Here is a 17,245-nt window from a genome sequence, read left to right as displayed (position 1 = left end):
CCTGAAAAACGAACTGGTGCACCATCACCGTTACGCTACCCGGGCTGATGCCCGAGCGGCGATACAGGAATACATCGAAAGCTTTTATAACCGCCAGCGGCGCCACTCGCGCCTTGGTAATGTTCCACCCGCGTTGTTTGCTGAAAAATTCAGCAAACAATCACGGGCGGCTTGAAACAAGAGTGTCCGCTATTGACAGTACACCTCAAATAATTCGTCAAGAGAATGTATGTCAGCCAATCGCCCTCGATCACTCACTCCTAGCTGGGCGCTCCATTGTGCCGCACTTCGTCATAACACCCACAACTTTTCATCCGAAGTTTTGCAGTTCATGGGTTATGCAACTTTAATAATTTTTAAGTCATTGATTTTAAATCATATTTTTCATTATTGATTGAAGGCGATTGCTGTTACGTCGGAATAGAAACTGGAACTGCGTAATAGAAACCTGAATGAGAGGTCAACTCGTTTTAATATAAACTTGAATAACCACCTGAGTCTTCTGTGGCAGGTGGCCGGGCAGCAACGGCATGTCGGCGCCGACCCTGATATCTCCTTACTGCCAACATGCTATGTTGACGCGACCGGTCGAGAGCGGCCAATGGCGGACGTTGAAACACCAAGCGTTAAAAAATAGTTCTCCTACCGTCCTGGGTCCGCTTTAACGCAGCCCTGTACAGCACGCCGTCACGTGCCAAGTACACTAGGCGCGCATCGCCTTGCTGGTAAACTTCACCCTGATCGAGGATATCGGGGATCTTCTGGTAGTCCTCCAGCGTGACCTCTGGATGCTTTTCGACGTGAGCGGCAAGCGATGCTGGGGACAGGTATACCGTCTGGGTCTTGGCGCCGACGGCCTGCATGTCCTGGGGACGCAGCACCCCCACCGGAAAGCTTTCAGCGGACTGGCCTGCGAAGAAGCGTCCGAACGCCGGACCTTTTAACGCCCCACGTACATATTGCCGCGCCACCTGGTAGGTTTGCGTTTCGGCGGGGGCAGTAGCGGCTCTACACCAGCGCCACGTTGAAACTGAGCGCGATCCGTTCGGTCGCGCCCATGTTCTGGCTCACGTGGTGTGGCACCTGGCTGTTGAACAGGATCAGGCGCCCCTCGACCGCTTCGAAGCTGACCGAATTCCAGTTCTCCGGGGCGGTGCGGCGCGAGGCCCATAGATTGTCGTCGAGCTGCTCGAAACCGATCTTGCCGCAGTCGGGACCGGTCTGGATGTAGTACACGCCGCTCAGGTAGGCGCCGCCGTGGGTATGCATGCGCTCGAAATTGCCGGGCGAGGAAATGCTGATCCAGGCGTCGCTGACGACGGCGCGCTGGCCGGCGCGCGTTTCCAGCTTTTCCAGGCACAGCAAAATCTCGTCCTGCAAGGCCAGGCGCAGCGGCGCCAGTTCGGCCCGCTCCAGTACATTGGCCACCGAGCCGTAGGTCGTGTAGAGGTTGGCGCGCGACGATCGCGGCAGTTCGTCGCGCAGCGCCAGCGCGGCCGCGCGCGCCGCTTCGTGCTCCGGGACGGCCAGCAAGCCGTCCCGGTAATAGAACATCTTCGGGAAGTGGTATTCGAAAGGCATCGTGCGGCTCCGTTCAGATGGACACACGTCGCGGTTTCGCGCTCTGGGTGGCGGCATCCTTGAGCTTGAGGCCGTCGAGCGTGCCCGACATGGCGCCGGCGAACATCGCTTCGATCAGGCCATCGTCGAGCGCGTCGCCGTTGGCCGCGTTGCGGGTCAGCGTGACGGCGATGCCCAGCACCTCGGCCTTGGCCACGCCTTGCAGGACGCGCTTGCCCAAATTGCCGAAGCCGGCCTTGTAGCTGGAGACGGCGTACGTGCTGCCGGCCACGTCGCCGATCGCGCCCCACAGGATGGCGCTGCCGATGTCGGCGCCCGGCGCCACCCCCGAGGCGACGTTGTTGAGCGCCTGCGAGACGCTGTTGGCGGCCACCCCGCCGGCCGTGGTGGCTGCCGTCTGGATCGCGTAGTTGGCGAACTTGGCCGAATTGCTGGCAGCGTTGCCCAGCGCCGCCACCTGGGTCAGGCCTTCGCCCGCCGCCTCGCCGGCCGCGCCGAAACCGAAGGTGATGGCGCCGGCCAGCGCGCCTATGCCCATTTGTATGCCGTAGTCGCGCCAGTCGAAATTGTCGAAATTGAACACCGAATAGGCGATCGCGCCGGTGCCCGCGCCGTAGAAGGCGCCGGCCAGCGAAGCCAGCGCGATCGAGGCCGGCGTGCCCAGGCCGCCGGTGACCACTTCGAGCACGCCGGCGATCAGGTCGATGACCGCGCCGATCAGGATTTCGACCGCGCCGATCAGCATGCCGCCGATCGCGCTGAACAGGCTGCCGATCGAAAATTCGCCCGTCGGATCGATGTAGAGCACCGGGTTGTTGGCCGCGTACAAATAGGGACTGAAGTATTGGCGCCGCGGATCGACGCCCAGGAAGCGGCCCAGTTCGGGCGCGTAGAAGCGGGCCCGGTAGTCATACAGTTCGACTTCGTGGTCGTATTCCTGGCCCGTGTACAGATAGGGCATGAAGCCGGGGGCCGGCTCGAGCGCGCCGGCCAGCGCGCCGAAGCTGAGGTAGTCGTAGCTGGCCACCACGCGCGCCGCCTCGTCGAGCACGGCGCGCACCGAGCCGAGGTGGTCCTTGATGATGGCGTAGCCGGCGCCGTCGCGGAACATGGCCAGCAGGCCGCCGGGTCCGTAGACATAGTGGGCGGTGCTGGTGATGGCGCCCTCGCGGCGCAGTTCGAACAGGGGCTGGGTGTTCATGCCGCGCACGTAGAGCTGGTCCGCGCCAGCCCGGCCGCCGCGCACCACGGTTTTGATCAGGCGTCGGTCGTAGCTGTCGTAGGCGAACTCCAGGCGCAGGTCGGTTTCGGCGTCGGCGATGCTGGTCGTCATCGCGGTACCCGGATCGTAGGTGAAGCCGAGCCGATGCGCGCGGGCGAATGGCGAGGCCGCCGTCTCGCTGGTGAGCGCATTGCCGCCGGCGTCGTAGGTGTAGCTGGCCAGCACGGCCTGGTCGATCCCGTCGAGCACCCGCGCCACCCGCTGGCTGCCGGCCTGGTACTCGTAGTTGCGCACCGTCTGGCCCAGCGGCGCGCTGGCGAAGTTGCCGTTCGGGTCGTAGCGGACCGGGGCCATGGCGCCCAGGTCGAACCGGGCGTCGGGCGTGCTGTGCGCATGCGTGATCTGGCCGAGCGCGTTGAAGGCGTAGGCATACCGGTTGGCCGGCAAGGCGCCGGCGGCATACTGACAGTTGGTGGCGGCGATGGTGCCGTCGTAGTAGCCGGCGTCTTCGTAGCCGCCGCCGGTGTAGGAGAGCGACTCGTTGAACAGCGTCTCGCCGGCCGCGTCGGTGGCGCGGATGGCGCTGAGCCACAACGGCGAATTGAAGGCGAAGCCAAGGCGGACCGGGACCGCGCCGTGTTGGCCCACGTTGAGTTCCTGGCCGAACGGCCGGCCGTTGGCCTGGTAGCTGAAACTGGCCAGCGGCGTCCCGGCGTGGCCCGCGCGGGCGATCGCGACGATCTGGTTGAGCCGGTTGATCCGGTAATCGACCTGCAGGCGCGTGCCGTCGGGCGCCTCGGGGTAGACGATGGTGCTGGTGTTGCCGGCGTCGTCGAAGCGGTAGTCGACCGTGTGCGCGGCGAACGGCGCGGCGGCGACGGTGCGCGTGCGCGTGTTGCCGAACACGTCGTAGGCATAGCTTTCGGTGACCACGGCGGCGGCGGCGCCGCCGTTATTGACCAGCACCTCGCGCATCCGGCCTATGCAATGCAGGTCGGCCTGCGCGCCGTCGAACGCATAGCGCTTGCGCCAGCCGGGCGCGGCCGCCGGCCAGGCCGGGTCGGTGTCGGCGATGTGCTGCAGCCGGGTCCGGTCCCAGACCGCCGCGACGACGCCTTTTTCGCGCGGCCGGTTGAACCTGTCGTAGAGGATGTAGTTGACGTTGCCGGCGGCCGCGCCCGCGCCGTCCTGCGCAAAGCGCAGGTTGCCGGCGGCGTCGTAGATGCAGGTGCTGGCCGGCGCGTTGCCCGTCCGCGCGCTCAGGCATCGCCCGGCGCTGTCGAAGCTCTGGAGCGTCACCCAGTCGGCCGCCACCGAACCGGCCGGCGGCGCATAGTAATTGGGCGAGCGCAGTTCGACCGGATTGCCGGCGTCGTCGAACAGCGTCGCGTTGCGCAAGGTCGCGCCGTCCTGCATCCGCGAGACCTTGCCGAACACCTGCCCCAGTTCGTTGCTGATCTCGTAGACGAGGTTGCCGTTCTGGTCCGTCGTGCTGGTCTGGTGCAGCAGTCCCGGCCCGGTCCGGTAGGCCACCCCCGTGTAGGCGATGCTGGTGGCGTGGGCGCCGATGCGGAACGCGGCGCCCGGCATGCCCTGTTCAAGCGCGCGCCCCAGCGGCGACGCTTCGTAGCGCACGCGCGCATAGGCGTAGCCGGCGTCGTCGGGATAGCTGGCCGCGACCAGGCCGCCGAGTTGGCCGCTGCGCCAGTCCAGCGCGGCGAAGTTGCCGCAATAGGACAGCAGGGGGCTGTCGGCCGCCGCCACGTAGGCCGACTTGGTGCTCACGGCCGGCCGGCCGCCGGCGTCGGGGATGGTGTGGCTGACCACGGCGCGTCCGTCGTCGGCCAACGCCTGGGCCTGGATGGCGACCCCGCGCGTGTCGGTGAAGGTGGCCGTGGCCTGCACGGCGCGTCCGGCCGCCAGGCTGGCGATGGCCACGCGGCTGCCGAAGAACAGCGCGGGCGGGGCGGTGAAGGCATGGGCCGACTGGTGGCTGAACAGCTGCGCCCCATCGACCCAGAACAGGAAGCTGCGTTCGCCGGCCAGCGCGATCCAGTTGCTGCCTGGCCGGTGCACCGCGATGCCGGCGGCGGTCGTGGCCAGGTAGTAGAAATAGCGCTGGCCCGGTGCGGCCAGGGTCCAGCGTCCGGCCGCTCCCGCGATCACGGTCGAGCCGGGCGCGAGCGGATAGCCGGCCGCCGCGAACGCGGCGCTCACCGGGCGCGCGATGGTGCCGGCGTCGAGCGTGGAGCCGGCCTCCAGGGGCAGCGTCAGCAGGGGCGTGCCGGCGGCGCTCTGAAGCAGGCCACCTGCGCCGTCGAGCAACTGCCAGGCAAGCGCCTGCGGGTCCCACTGCACCGACAGCGCCTGCGGCAGTTGCAGGCCGAACGGGGCGGTGACCGCTTCGAGCGCGCTGAAGTTGACGGCGATCGCGTAGTCGCGGCAGTACAGCGGATCCGACAGGGCCAGTCGTGCGCCGGCGCCGGCGCGCTGGGTCAGGGTGGCGCCGGCCTGCCGCCAGGCGTCGGCCGGATCGGCCCACAGGCCGCGCCACTCGTCGCCCCGGGTGAAGGTGGTCAGCGCGCCGCCCTGGGCGAAGCGCAGCGCCAGGCTGGCGTTGGGCGCGGCCGGGTCGAAGACGCCGCCGTTGACCGAGCGCGAGAACGCGGCCGCGCCGAAGCGGTCCATGCGATCGGCCTGGTTGGTGGCCAGCACGGGGCGATCGAAGGCGTCGTACACGGTGCGGCTGGTTTCGCCGTTGGCGCCCATGGTGGCGTTGGGCAGCCACGCCGCGGGGGCGTAGCCGGTCGCGTCGAACAGGCAGCTCAGCGGGGAGAAACGCAAGTCGTCGACCAGCACCGCGCACGCCGCGTTGGCGTTTTCGCAGCTGATGACGATGGCCACGGGCGCGCCGCCGGGCAGGGCAATGGCCTGCATCAGGTACAGCCACTGGCCGCTCTGCGCGGGGAAGGCGAGCGTGACGGCGGGCGCGGCGCCGACCGCGATGGTCCAGCGCGCGTCGCCGCCGGCGGCGTCGAAGCCGTCCGGTTTCTTGACCCAGGCCGAGAACACATAGGCCTGGTCCTGGCGGCGCGGGGTGAAGCTGCGCCGCATGGACGCACCCGGCGCCAGGCGCACGCTGCGCGTGCCGGTATGGGCGTCGATCTGCGGATGGTCGGCGTCGGGCACCACACGCGCGCCGGTCCCCAGCTGCCAGCCGTGCGCCGCTTCATAGTCCTCAAAGCCGCAATAGGCCACTTCGCCGCCGCCCAGGCTGCCGTTGGGGAACTTGGCCACCAGGTGGTTGCCGTCCCGGTCGTAGAGATAGGACGAGGGAACGCCATTGGTGTTGGCCTGCTCGACGATCAGGCCGGCGCCGGAGCGCTGCCCGACGCGCAGGCGCAGCGTCCAGCCGGGCTGGGTGTCGCTGCCGCCGAAGTCGAACGCGGGCGCGCCCGGGCCGCACCACTGGTACACCGCCAGCGGCGCCAGCAGGGATGGACCGTTCGCGGCGGCCCAGTCGCGCCAGGTGGTCGCTTCGCTCTGGATGGTGTTCCATACGCCGCCGCCCGGCACGCCCACGCTCTTGGTCGACTTTACCTGCGCCGTCAGCAGGTGGCGCCGCAGGAACGCGCCCTGGTAGGCCGGCACCTGCCACGCGTAAGTGGTCTCGCTGCGCAGCACCTTGGCCTGTCCGTTCGCATCGGTATAGCTTTGCTGCTGGATCAGCTGGAGCCCGGTCCTGGCGTCGTACACGGTCTCGCTGTCCTGGATCACGCCGTCGCGCATGCTGGTGGTGCGCAGCAGGCGCACATAGGCGCCGTGGAGCCGGGTGCCGGTGCCGACGTCGATCTGGCCGACCGACCAGTAATTGAGTTCCGAGGCGACCAGCAGGCCGGCCGCGTCGTAGTCCTGGCTGGCCAGCAGCATGCCGTTCAACACGCTCTGGTAGTTGTAGACCCAGCCGTGCTGGTAGGGCAGCGCGGCCTGGGCGGACAGGCCGTTCGAATAGAAATACTGGCTGCGGCCCAGCGGCTGCCCGGGCGGCGGCACGGGGGCGTTCGATTTCACGCCCTCCACCACCACCACGCGCGGATACTGGGCCACGCCGGTGGCGGCGTTGTAGGCGACTTGCGACTGCGCCGAATTCGCATAGAAGAAGGACTGCACGTAATCCAGTCCGGGCGCGCACGGATTGTCGATTTCGACATAGGCGACCGGATAGTCGATCTCGTACTGCGACTGGAGTCCGCCGTCGAGGCAATACAGGGTCAGCGTGGGAGCCTGCGCGAACTTGACCGCGGCCGGGTAGCCGACCAGGAAGCGCGGCCCGGCCAGCGTGGTGCCGGGCCGCGCCTCGGCGGCGGGCACGCAGATTTTCTGGGCGCCGCCGGGCAGCGGCACGGCCGCCTCGGCCACTCCGTTGGCGAGCATGACGACGAAACTGCGGGCCCCGCTGTCGCCCCGGTCCTGGTAGGCGATGTAGTTGCCGCCCCGGTTTTGCACCGTCTCCTGCGCGACCAGGCCCGACAGGGGCGCGGCCAGCGCGCTCCAGCTGCCGGTCAGGATGCGGCTGTAGATGGTGCTGCCGACGGTCATGTAGTCGCCGCTGACGGTGGCCGCGCGCCCGTTCTGGTCGATCGCCCCCGACACTTGCCAGCCGCTCTGGTTGGGCGCGTTCGGGTCGAAGGTGAGCAGGGTGTTGCGCTGGCGGCCGCCCTGGTTGACGCACATCACGGCCACGTCGGCGCCGGCGGCGAAGGCGGTCGTCGCACCGGTCGCCGGCGCGTCGAACTGCTTGAGCAGCCAGTTGGCGTTGCCGGGACCGGCGACCCCGCCCACGTTGCGCAGGTTGGCCAGGTTGTTGCTCACGCTGGCGTCGCTGGTGAGCGTCTGGATCGAGCCGTATTGCGCGCTCGAGCCGCTGACCGGATTGGTCAGCGCCACCGTTTCGGGCTGCGCGCCGTTGAGCACGACGAAGTTCTCGTTCCATTGGTAGATGCTGACGCTGTAGTCGATTGCCTTGTCGCCGGCGGCCGTCACATAGGTCGCGACCGCGCCGCCGCTCTGCAGTTCGAGCGCCAGCTGCAGCTTGCCGCCCGACGAGACGATCTCCAACTGGTCGGTGCGCCACTGCGGGGCCGCGTGCCAGACGCCGCCCAGGTCGCGGTAGAACAGCGCGAACTGGGCCTGCCGGCTGGCCGCCGTGTAGAAGGCGACCAGATAGAAATGCTCGCGCGCGGCCACCACCACGGCGTCGGCCGCCGCCGCCGTCGCGGCCGACGGCATGACCGTCGGCGTATCCCAGATGCCGCTCTTCCAGTTGTACGAATAAGCCTGGAACGGCCCCGCCACATAGCCGGGATTGTAGGCGAAGATGAAATCGACGCCGGCCACGACGCTCGAGGCGGCGGGCGCGGCCGGACCGGCCTTCAGGTTCATCAGCAGCGGCCCGCCCGTGTACAGGGTCCAGCCGCCGAAGCGGGTCGGGTCTTTGCGGAAAATATAGAGTTCATCGCGCCGCGCCGCGCTGTTGCGCAGCGACAGCGCCAGGTAGCCCGGCGCGCAGAACACGCGCACGCTGTCCGGCTCCGCGCTCGCGCCGCGCATGGCCGGGGCGCTGATGTCTTCGGTGATCCATTGCCCGTTCCAGGAGCAGGCCAGCAGGCGCACCGCGCCGCCCGGCAGGCAGTACGAAAAGGCCATGTAGTCGTCGCCGTGCCAGACCCCGGGCACGCTGCCGGGCAGCGGATTGGGCAAGGTGAGCCCCTTGGGCGCGTTGATCGGGTTGGCCTTGTAGGTGTAGCGTGTGACGCCGCCGGCCGGGTCGGTCACGCTCTTGAGCGCGCCCCGGTTGATGTCGCCCTGGCCGTCGTAGTAGTCGAATTTCAGGCTGGGTAGGGCGGCGCCGTCCGGGGTGCTCTGCCAGACCGCTTCCAGCACGCGTTTCCACAGCAACGCGTAGGTGGGCGCGCCGCTGGCGCCCGCGTTGATGAAGCGGTAGCTGAAATTGAGGCTCGAGAGCGTGGCGCCGTCGGCGCCGGCCACGTCGATCGAGGCCAGGTAGCGCGTCTCGTATTTGTCCTGGTAGGCGCTGTCGGGACGCTGGCCCGGGTGGCGCGCGCGGTATTCGACGATGCGTCTGCCGTCCGGGCTGGGGTTGTCCGCGCCGTATTTTTCGGCGTAATTGAAGGTGACCGTGCGCCGGTAGCTGTCGGTCACGCGCGCCAGGTAGCAGGCGCGCGTGTAGCTCAGCGGTCCGGCGCCCACGTGCGCATCGACCGTGGCGTAGGCGTAATCGACCTGGCCGCCGGCGGGCGAGGCGACCGAGGCCAGGTTCCAGGCCATGGGAAAGCGCTGCTGCCCGGCCAGCGTGGCGCTGCTGCCGATCCAGTTGCCCCAGCTGATGCCCCACTGGACCGCGTTCGCCGGCCCGGCCAGGCCGCCATAGGTGTAGACGAAGCCGTTTTCATGCACGATGGTCCAGCTTTGCAGGCGCGGGTCGTAGCGGATGTCCCAGAACTGGTAGTTGTGCAGCTGGAAAATCGAACGGCCTTCGGCGTCCTCCGCCGTTTTGATCAGTTCGCTGGCGCTGCCGGCGCTGACGAGGAAGTAGGTGTCGCCGTTGGGCCCGGCGGCGCCGCCCTTGCTCACCGTGATCATCTCGAACGGCATTTGCCAGCCCAGGCCGAGGATGCCGGTGGGCGACTCGACGTTCCAGTCCGCCACGGCCTGCTTGACCGCGCTCGAATAGACGCCCGCCACCTTCACGTCCAGGCCATCGCGCCCGGGCAGGGTGAAGAAGTCGACCGGCAGCGCGACGCTGCCGCGGAACTGGTTGACGCTGCTCTTCAGCTTGCCGACGACGTTGGCGTCGAATTCGAACGAGCGCATCGGCGGCACCTGCGACAGGCTGGCCGCGGAAGGGTTGTTGGCGATCGATTGGTTGGACATGTGCTAGTTGCTCCGTGCGGTGGTTGATGCGAAGGAAAAATCGGCCTGGGCGTGCGCGGCCAGCGTGGCCGCCGACAGCGCGCTGACCTGGTAGGGGATGCTTTCCGCGTGCACGCCTTCGGCGGGCCGTTCGCTGAAGGAGTTGCGCAGGTAAAAATCGGGCGCCACTTCATGGATTTCGAGCATGCCGTTGCCGCTTTGATGGTCGACGTGGCAATACAGCAGGCGCTGCGCGCGCGGCACCGCCACGCCGGCCGCCACGACGCGGCTGTGCGCGCTGCGGTTGGCGGGCGAACCGTGGAACATGCGGTGGTCCATGAATAGCACCTGGCCAGCGCGCATGGGCAGGTATTGCATGAAGCCGGCCTCGAGCAGCGGCACCAGCTGCGGGTAGGGCAGCGGGCCGGGCGGGCGGTAATTCTGGTTGAGCAGATGGCTGCGCGGCACGATGCCGAGGTAGCCGTTGTCGGCGCCGACGTCGCACAGCGGACACCACAGTGTGACCCCGGCCAGCTCGCCCTCGTCGATGAAGGACGGGTCCTGGTGCAGCTGGAATTTGCCGGCCAGGCAATTGCCCGGCTTGACGACGTAGTTGCCCAGCGCGATGCGGTAATCCTCGAGCACGGGCAGCAGCGCGCGCTCGAACACGGCGCCGACGGCGGCGTGGATGGCGGCGCGCTGCGCCAGGTTGTTGCTCAGCACGCTGATGCCGATCGGGCTGCGGTGCATGGGCTCGACCGTGTCGTAGAAGGCGAGCAGCTCGGCCACGTCGGCCTGGCCCAGCAAGTCGAGCACGACATAGCCTTCGGTGCGAAAGGCCGCCTCGTGCGCGGGGTCGAGGAAGATGCGCTGCGTCATGATGCCGCTCCGATCAGGTGATGGTTGGATGGACCGTTCGATCGCGCCGGCGGACGCGCCGCCAGCGTCAGCATGCGCAGCACAGTGGCCGTGCTGATGGTGCCGGCGTGGTCGGTGTAGTAGTCGCCCGCCGGTTCGTCCCACGGCGCCGGGCAGTGCTGGTCGGTCACGCGCAGGTTGGCGTGGCCGGGCCAGCCGCCGCCGCTGTGCTGCCAGGCGAGCAGCGTGCGCAGTTGCGCGCCGTATCGCGCGCCGAACTGGTCCGGCGCGCGCGCGCGCAGCAGCTCGCCGCCCAGCAGGCAGGCCAGGTCGAAGGCGTTGTCGACGACGATGGGCGCGGCCGGCGCGGCCGCCATCGGCAGCGCCGCGTCGATGTCCAGCTGGTCCAGCGCGGCCAGCGCCTCCAGCGTGCCGAAGGTGCTGTAATAGGGATTGCGCCACCAGTAGCTGCGCCACTGGCCGTCGGCCATGCGGTTGCTGCGCACGCCGTCGAGGAAGCTGGCGCGCAGGGCGCGCTGCTGGTCCGGCGCCATGCCCAGGTAGGCCAGCGGCGTGACGCACCAGTGCGCCTGGCCCCAGGCGTGTGGGCCCTCGTAGGTGGCGGCGCCGACGCCGCCGCTGGCCTCGGCGCCGCGCCAGTGACCGCGCAGCCAGTGCTGGTCGGCCGCCGCGTTCGGCAGGCCGAGCGCACGCAGCAGCGCCAGCGCCAGCGCGGTTGAATCGGCGTCGGCGCCGGTGCCGGCGTTGTAGCCCCAGCCGGGCGCGTCGGCGCGGGCGGCCAGCAGCCACGCGGCCGCGCGGCGCGCCGCCGCCAGCGCCGGCGCGTGGCCGCGGGCCGCGCCGTAGCGCGCCAGCGCCAGTCCCACGTAGGCGCTGACCCACTGGTCGCTGGCGCCGACCGGCAGCCGGTAGTCGCTCCAGTGGCCGTCCTGCTGCTGCAGCTGGCACAGGTAGGCGACGCCGTCGTCGCCGGCCGCGGCCAGTGCGGCGCGCGCCGGCGGCGCGTGCGGGGTGGCGGCATTCAGATACACGTTCAGGCGCGGGCTCAGCTTGGCGTCGAGCCCGAAGCCGATGAAGGCGACCGCGCATTCGCCGTCCGCGAGCAGCGCGGCGATGGGCGCGCTGGCGAGTGCGAAGCGCGCGGCCAGGCGCGCCAGCAGCGCGTTCCAGCCGGCCCCGTCGTGGCGCAGGCAGTGGCCGCACAGGTCGACCTTGACGTCGGCCACGGCGCCGCTGGCCAGGCTGAAGCCGATGCTCAGCACCAGGCCGTCGCGGTCGATCGCGAACTGCTCCATCGCGATGGTGAGGAAATCGCGCACCTCGGGCGTGGCCAGCAGGTCGATCCCGAGCGCGGCCAGCGCCATCGGCGTGCTCAGGCGGAAATAGATTTTGGCGCGCGCGTCTTGCGGCGTGCTGCCTTCGAGGCCGGCGCTGGCCACCACGCAATGCGCGCGCAGGGCCGCGATGGCCGCCTGCGCGGCGCGGTCGTCGGGCAGCATGCCGGCCAGCCAAGCACTGGCGCGGTCCCAGCCGCCATGCCGGCCCAGCGGCGCCATTTCGGCGTAGAAGGCGGCGCCCGGCTGGTCCGGGCTGACCCCGATCCAGGCAAAGCCGTGGCGGTAGGCGGCGCGCGCCTGCGCGCAGTCGGGCAGCAGGCAGTCGAGCGTGCGCTCGGCCAGCGCCAGCAGGGCGCCGGCGCCGGCCGCCTTGAGGCAGGTGCGCACGGCCGCGCGGGTGCGGCGGTAGCGCGGCTCAAGGCCGGCCAGCTGGGCGCCCGGGTCGCCGATGATCTTGAGGACGGTGCCGCGCGCGCCGCTCGACAGGCACAGCTGGAGCGGGTTGCCGTCGTTGTTCAGGCGTGAGGCGTGCGGCAGGACGTGCGGGCCGGCGCTGCCGGCGGCCAGCACATCGCGGCACAGGCTGGCCACGGCGCGTCCTTGCGTGAGCGACTGCGCTACCGCGACCAGCCGGTGCACCTTGCGCTCCAGGCGCGCGCTGCGCGGCGGCGGGGCCATGGCCCGCGTGGCCTGATGGTTCAGTTCAGTGGTCATTGCGTTCTTTCGCTGGTTGCAAGGATGGGCCGCGCTGTGGCGGCCCATGTGGCTTACGCCGTCTGGTAGATGTTGAAGGTGCTGGGCATGCCGGCCGATGCGCCCGCGCTGCCGGCCGAACCGGGTGCGCCCGGGCCGCCCGGGGTGCCGTTGCCGCCGCCGTGGGAGCCGCCCTGTCCGCCCTGTCCGCCCACACCGCCCTGTCCGCCCAGCCCGCCGGTGCCCGGCTGGCCCGGCAGCGCGACCGGAATGAACATCGACGCCTGCGACAGCGTCTGGTAGGCGATCGTGACCAGGCTGCCGTTGCCGCCGTTGCCGCCGGCGCCGCCGATGCCGCCGTTGCCGCCCGCGCCGCCGTTGCCGCCCGAATAGCCGTTGCGGCTGTAGGCGCCGCTCGAGCTGCCGTCGCCGCCGTTGCCGCCGCCGCCGCCGCTGCCGGCATTCCCGCCGCTGCCGCCGTTGCCGCCATTGCCGCCGCGCGCGACCACGAAGACGGCGCCGGTCAGGGTGCCCACCGTCAAGGTCACGGTCGGCGCGGTGCCGCCGTCGGCGCCCGGCCCGGCCGTGTCGCCGCCTTTGCCGCCGTCGGCGCCGTTCGAGCCGGCCGAGCCGTCGTTGCAGCCCGAGGCCCAGTTGCAGCTGGCGCCCTGGCCGGCCACGCCGGCATTGCCGGAGCCGCCGTTGGCACCGGAGGGGCCGCCCGTGCCGTCGGAGCCGACGCACAGGATGTCGGCGTTGGCCTGGCCGGCCGCCATGGCGGTGCTGATGATGTTGGTGTAGTCGGTTTTGTGGTTCAAATTAGTGGTCATCGCGTGCTTTCAAAAATGGGAAGGGGAGTGCGCGGGGCGCGATTTCAGGAATAGAGCTTGACGAGGCTCACGATGCTCACCGGCGCGCTGGTCATGATCGTGATCTGCCCGCCCGGGTGGATCGTGACCGTTCCGAAGCTGCGATAAATGTCGGTGATGGTCAGCGGATTGGCGGCGGTGACGTCGACATTCGGTGGGGTGGTGGTGTTGGACATGGTCGGTGCATCCTCTGGTGGAAAGTGGAATGAAAGGTACGGCGGCAACTGCCGCCGTACCCCTTCCTTATCAAGTTCCGTGCCAGTGGCAAAAGGCGCCGGACCGGCTGTGGATCGGCTGTGGGTCGGCTTGAACCCGGTCCGGCCGGCGCGCGCGCCGTGTCAATTGACATGTCGCGCGGCCGCTGTTGACATGTGCGCTTGCGCGCTCTTTCGCTCTATAATTGGTTCCCCGCCCACCCGCCGCGAATACCCCTGCCGTGAACGACGCCGACGACACCCTGACCAGCCCGCTGGCACCCGCCACCTCGATTGCGGCGAGCCTGCTCGGCCTGACCATCCTGTGGCACCCCGATGCGACGCGCATCGGCCAGCAGCACATCGGGCCGCCCGGCGTGGGCTTGATCGAGCTGAATCGCTTCCTGCCGCTGTTCCGCCGGCCCGGCGCCGACGGGCGCGCGCTCGAACACCGCTGCATCGCGCGCGACCCGCTGCGCATCGCGCGCGACGACGCCGATGGCGTCACCATCGCCACGCCCGGCAGCCGCATGGCGGTCGAAGTGAACGGCGCGGCGGCGCACGGCATGCTCGCCTTCACGGCCGAGCAGGTGGCGCGCGGCATCGTGCTCGGACTGGGCGGCAGCGTGCTCGTGTGCGTGCACTGGATGCGGCGCCTGCCCAAGGCCAACGAGCTGCCCGGCATGCTCGGCGTGGGCGACGCGGCCATCGCGGCGCGCGACCAGGTGCGCCAGGCGGCGCTGCGCGACATGCCGGTGCTGCTGCTGGGCGAGACCGGCACCGGCAAGGACGTGGCGGCGCGCGCGATCCATGCGGCCGGTGCGCGCGCCGGCCGTCCCTTTGTGGCCGTCAACATGGCCACGCTGGGCGAAGCGCTGGCCGCGGCCGACTTGTTCGGCGCCGTCAAGGGCGCCTATACGGGCGCCGAGAGCGCGCGTTCGGGCCTGTTCGCCGACGCCGCCGACGGCACCTTATTCCTCGACGAGATAGGCGATACGCCGGCCGCGGTCCAGCCGATGTTGTTGCGGGTGCTGGAGAGCGGCGACTACCGTCCGCTGGGGGGGCGCCAAGACTTGCGTTCGCGGGCCCGCCTGATCAGCGCGACCGACCAGGACCTGGGCACGCGGGTGTTCAGCGCGGCCCTGTTGCGCCGCATGGAGGGCTTCGTGATACGCCTGCCGGCGCTGCGCGAACGGCGCGAGGACATCGGTGTGCTGGTGCGCCATTTCCTGGCCGGGTGCGCGCTGGAGGGGGAAGCGGAGGTACTGTTGCCGGTCGCCTTCGTCAGCGCGCTGTGCAACGACGACTGGCCCGGCAATGTGCGCCAGCTGGCCCACGTGGTGCGGCGCGCCGCGCTGGCCGTGCGCGCCGGCGAGACGCCGCTGCTGGTGCAGTTCCTGCGCGTGGAACGGGGCGCGCCTGCCCTGCCGGCTCCGGCGGGCGTGGCGGCGGCCAAGCCGCGGCGGACCGTGGTCTCCGAGGTGGGCGACGCGGCCGTGCTGGCGGCGATGGACAACAACGGCTGGCGCATCCGCGGCGCCGCCGTGGAGTTGGGCATTTCGCGCCCCTCGCTCTACAAGCTGCTCGAGGCCCATCCCTGGATCCGCCGCCCCGAGGCGATCAGGGACGAGGAACTGCGCCGCGTGCTGGCCCAGCACGGCGGCGAACTGGGCAAGTGCGCGGCCGCCCTGCGCACCCCGGGCGAGGCCCTGCGGCGCCACCTGCGCGCCAGCGGGCTGCTGGATTAGCGGGGCAGCTCGGCTCCGGATGAACCGACCCAGTCGGCGCCGCCGCCGGCCCCGACCTGGCTTTCCGGGTCGAACATGAAGACCCGCACTACCGCTGGATGAAACCCAAGACGCGAGCACTTGCGAGATGCCTCAGTCGCCCTAGACTTCAATTGTCGGAAAAAAGGAGACGGCTGGCACTGGTATTTGCGCTAGAGACACTTGCGCTTGAGACCGCCAGGGCACGACGACTTGGATTCGAAGCAAACACCGTAGTTCTAAATCTTGGACTCTTCTTTTTAATTGCCGAAAGGGATATACAAGCGGTGAAGATAGATGCTTTGACTCATCCTGATGCTTGGGCACGGGGTCTCGCGGCGAGAGTCATGCTTCTGACCATTCACGAGTTGGACATTGATAAGGTTGCAGGGAATAAATTGCGAAAGTCACTTAATGATTGCGAAATTCCAGAAGACCTTCGACACGACGTAACAGAAGCAATGCGCACCATTCGGAAAGCCCAAGCAAAGGCGCAGCAACAGTTTGCCTATCTTAGAAACTCGACCATTGCGCATCGCGATGCCGATGCCTTGCGACAATATCGTGATATCACCAATATCGATGAGTTGGAGGTTATAAGAGTCGCAGTCGACTTTTACGCTGGGACAAGCAAATTCCTTGAAATGATTCCGAGATTGCTTTCCCATATGGCCACTTGGCAAGGCATGGTAAGCCAACTAGCCGCGCAAAATGCACGGAAGGAAGTTCGCAGCAAATGAGCAAGCAAAAATACTTGAGGTATTCGTCACTTGATACAAGATGGCCACTTATCAGCGTCTACGCCTCCATGGGCAATCATTGAAGTGAGTGCCTGGCGCAAGGGCAGGACCCGATACATGGAATCGGCGAACTTAGTCACAATCTGGGAGCAGATTTAGCCAAATGGACGCTAGCGTTCGTAGTTGAGGACAAATTAGTAAACGTTCTGCCTTAAGCGGTGTGGGATGGGGTTGGTGCTCTCGAGCCGGCGATTGAAACCTGAGGCGGGTTGGCTGACATAACGTTTATAGCCAGAGATTGCTGCGCATACTACCTATTTGCCGGGTCAATTGGGCAACGCACGCCCAAATCTGCGCCGGCGGGACACCTTCCAGATGCGCCGTTTCCTCGACCGCCATCACCACCACCTGCAGGGGAGTTTCATCCAGGAAGTGCAGTAACTGCGAGTGATGGTTGGTCGGCAAATGTCCGGTAGCCAAGGCGTGCCGCAGCTGCTCGCTGGTCAGTTCGCCCTTGTAGCTAACACTCGCGTTTTTTGCAGCCATCCACAAACCGCGTTTTTTCTCCCTGGCCTTGATCGTCGGCGGGGCAAAACTGAGTCCAAGTACCCCCAGCAGTTTCACCACGCGTCCAAAACTTAAGTCGGCAATGGTTCCAGCCTCCAGTTGCTGCACCGTCTGGCGCGACAGACCAGCCAACCGCGCCAAGCGTAGCTGTGTCAACCCAAGGGCCAAGCGACGGGCGCGGACTGCTTGGCCGACTTCGTAGAGGTTCATGAATTGCCGTTTATGTGTGTAGAAAATATTTTACATCCATTTTGCTGGCAAGCAGAGTGCGTACTGGCTAAGTCCGATGTTAGTGCTCTAGATATTTACAGCATTGAGCTTAAACTGGCGAGTGGGATAGGTGATTGTGAGGTGTACTGTCAATAGCGGACACTCTTGTTTCAAGCCGCCCGTGATTGTTTGCTGAATTTTTCAGCAAACAACGCGGGTGGAACATTGCCAAGGCGCGAGTGGCGCCGCTGGCG

The 17,245-nt window shown here is 68.0% G+C and carries 11 protein-coding genes; 3 read left to right on the top strand and 8 right to left on the bottom strand.

Going from position 1 to position 17,245, the window contains the following annotated elements; all coding sequences use genetic code 11:
• Positions 1 to 175, top strand: a 175-nt coding sequence (locus tag ACQ4W6_RS25165) for an IS3 family transposase (RefSeq protein ID WP_436569314.1), incomplete at its 5' end; no start/stop codon positions are given.
• Positions 176 to 626: 451 nt separating this feature from the next.
• Here ACQ4W6_RS25165 and ACQ4W6_RS25160 read toward each other — a convergent pair.
• Genes ACQ4W6_RS25160 through ACQ4W6_RS25130 form a run of 7 tightly spaced genes read right to left on the bottom strand, consistent with a single transcriptional unit; the run spans position 627 to position 13,690 of the window.
• Positions 627 to 971 carry a hypothetical protein gene (locus ACQ4W6_RS25160; RefSeq protein ID WP_436569895.1) on the bottom strand — a complete coding sequence of 115 codons (345 nt, stop codon included), beginning with the start codon at positions 969 to 971 and terminating at the stop codon, positions 627 to 629.
• A gap of 37 nt (positions 972 to 1,008) precedes the next feature.
• Positions 1,009 to 1,581, bottom strand: a complete 573-nt coding sequence (locus tag ACQ4W6_RS25155; RefSeq protein ID WP_436569894.1) for a TIGR02466 family protein — start codon at positions 1,579 to 1,581, stop codon at positions 1,009 to 1,011.
• A gap of 13 nt (positions 1,582 to 1,594) precedes the next feature.
• Positions 1,595 to 9,757: an RHS repeat-associated core domain-containing protein gene (locus ACQ4W6_RS25150; RefSeq protein WP_436569893.1), complete on the bottom strand. Its 8,163-nt coding sequence runs from the start codon at positions 9,755 to 9,757 to the stop codon at positions 1,595 to 1,597.
• Positions 9,758 to 9,760: 3 nt separating this feature from the next.
• Positions 9,761 to 10,615, bottom strand: a complete 855-nt coding sequence (locus ACQ4W6_RS25145; RefSeq protein WP_436569892.1) for a phytanoyl-CoA dioxygenase family protein — start codon at positions 10,613 to 10,615, stop codon at positions 9,761 to 9,763.
• The gene (locus tag ACQ4W6_RS25140) at positions 10,612 to 12,666 is read right to left on the bottom strand and encodes a hypothetical protein (protein ID WP_436569891.1); all 2,055 of its coding nucleotides are present in this window, start codon (positions 12,664 to 12,666) and stop codon (positions 10,612 to 10,614) included. The genes ACQ4W6_RS25145 and ACQ4W6_RS25140 overlap by 4 nt, the downstream gene beginning before the upstream one ends.
• A 53-nt stretch (positions 12,667 to 12,719) precedes the next feature.
• The gene (locus ACQ4W6_RS25135; RefSeq protein ID WP_436569890.1) at positions 12,720 to 13,475 is read right to left on the bottom strand and encodes a hypothetical protein; all 756 of its coding nucleotides are present in this window, start codon (positions 13,473 to 13,475) and stop codon (positions 12,720 to 12,722) included.
• A gap of 44 nt (positions 13,476 to 13,519) precedes the next feature.
• The gene (locus ACQ4W6_RS25130; RefSeq protein WP_436569889.1) at positions 13,520 to 13,690 is read right to left on the bottom strand and encodes a hypothetical protein; all 171 of its coding nucleotides are present in this window, start codon (positions 13,688 to 13,690) and stop codon (positions 13,520 to 13,522) included.
• Positions 13,691 to 13,950: 260 nt separating this feature from the next.
• Here ACQ4W6_RS25130 and ACQ4W6_RS25125 point away from each other — a divergent pair, with 260 nt between their 5' ends.
• On the top strand, positions 13,951 to 15,456 hold the full coding sequence (locus tag ACQ4W6_RS25125; protein ID WP_436569888.1) for a sigma-54-dependent transcriptional regulator: 1,506 nt from the start codon (positions 13,951 to 13,953) through the stop codon (positions 15,454 to 15,456).
• A 365-nt stretch (positions 15,457 to 15,821) separates the two neighbouring features.
• Positions 15,822 to 16,214: a hypothetical protein gene (locus ACQ4W6_RS25120; RefSeq protein WP_436569887.1), complete on the top strand. Its 393-nt coding sequence runs from the start codon at positions 15,822 to 15,824 to the stop codon at positions 16,212 to 16,214.
• A gap of 285 nt (positions 16,215 to 16,499) precedes the next feature.
• Here ACQ4W6_RS25120 and ACQ4W6_RS25115 read toward each other — a convergent pair whose 3' ends face one another.
• Positions 16,500 to 16,991 carry a helix-turn-helix domain-containing protein gene (locus ACQ4W6_RS25115; protein WP_436569886.1) on the bottom strand — a complete coding sequence of 164 codons (492 nt, stop codon included), beginning with the start codon at positions 16,989 to 16,991 and terminating at the stop codon, positions 16,500 to 16,502.
• Between the last annotated feature and the right edge of the window lie 254 nt (positions 16,992 to 17,245).

This window comes from Janthinobacterium woesei, from assembly GCF_051380875.1.
Lineage (GTDB): Bacteria > Pseudomonadota > Gammaproteobacteria > Burkholderiales > Burkholderiaceae_D > Janthinobacterium.
Note: the sequence above shows the minus strand (reverse complement) of the source record. Positions and strands in the feature narration are given on the sequence as shown.

Excerpts from the sequence above, each read along its gene's own strand:
- ACQ4W6_RS25155 (WP_436569894.1), bottom strand. The coding sequence starts at position 1,581 with ATGCCTTTCGAATACCACTTCCCGAAGATGTTCTATTACCGGGACGGC.
- ACQ4W6_RS25150 (WP_436569893.1), bottom strand. The coding sequence starts at position 9,757 with ATGTCCAACCAATCGATCGCCAACAACCCTTCCGCGGCCAGCCTGTCG.
- ACQ4W6_RS25145 (WP_436569892.1), bottom strand. The coding sequence starts at position 10,615 with ATGACGCAGCGCATCTTCCTCGACCCCGCGCACGAGGCGGCCTTTCGC.
- ACQ4W6_RS25140 (WP_436569891.1), bottom strand. The coding sequence starts at position 12,666 with ATGACCACTGAACTGAACCATCAGGCCACGCGGGCCATGGCCCCGCCG.
- ACQ4W6_RS25135 (WP_436569890.1), bottom strand. The coding sequence starts at position 13,475 with ATGACCACTAATTTGAACCACAAAACCGACTACACCAACATCATCAGC.
- ACQ4W6_RS25130 (WP_436569889.1), bottom strand. The coding sequence starts at position 13,690 with ATGTCCAACACCACCACCCCACCGAATGTCGACGTCACCGCCGCCAAT.
- ACQ4W6_RS25120 (WP_436569887.1), top strand. The coding sequence starts at position 15,822 with ATGCTTCTGACCATTCACGAGTTGGACATTGATAAGGTTGCAGGGAAT.
- ACQ4W6_RS25115 (WP_436569886.1), bottom strand. The coding sequence starts at position 16,991 with ATGAACCTCTACGAAGTCGGCCAAGCAGTCCGCGCCCGTCGCTTGGCC.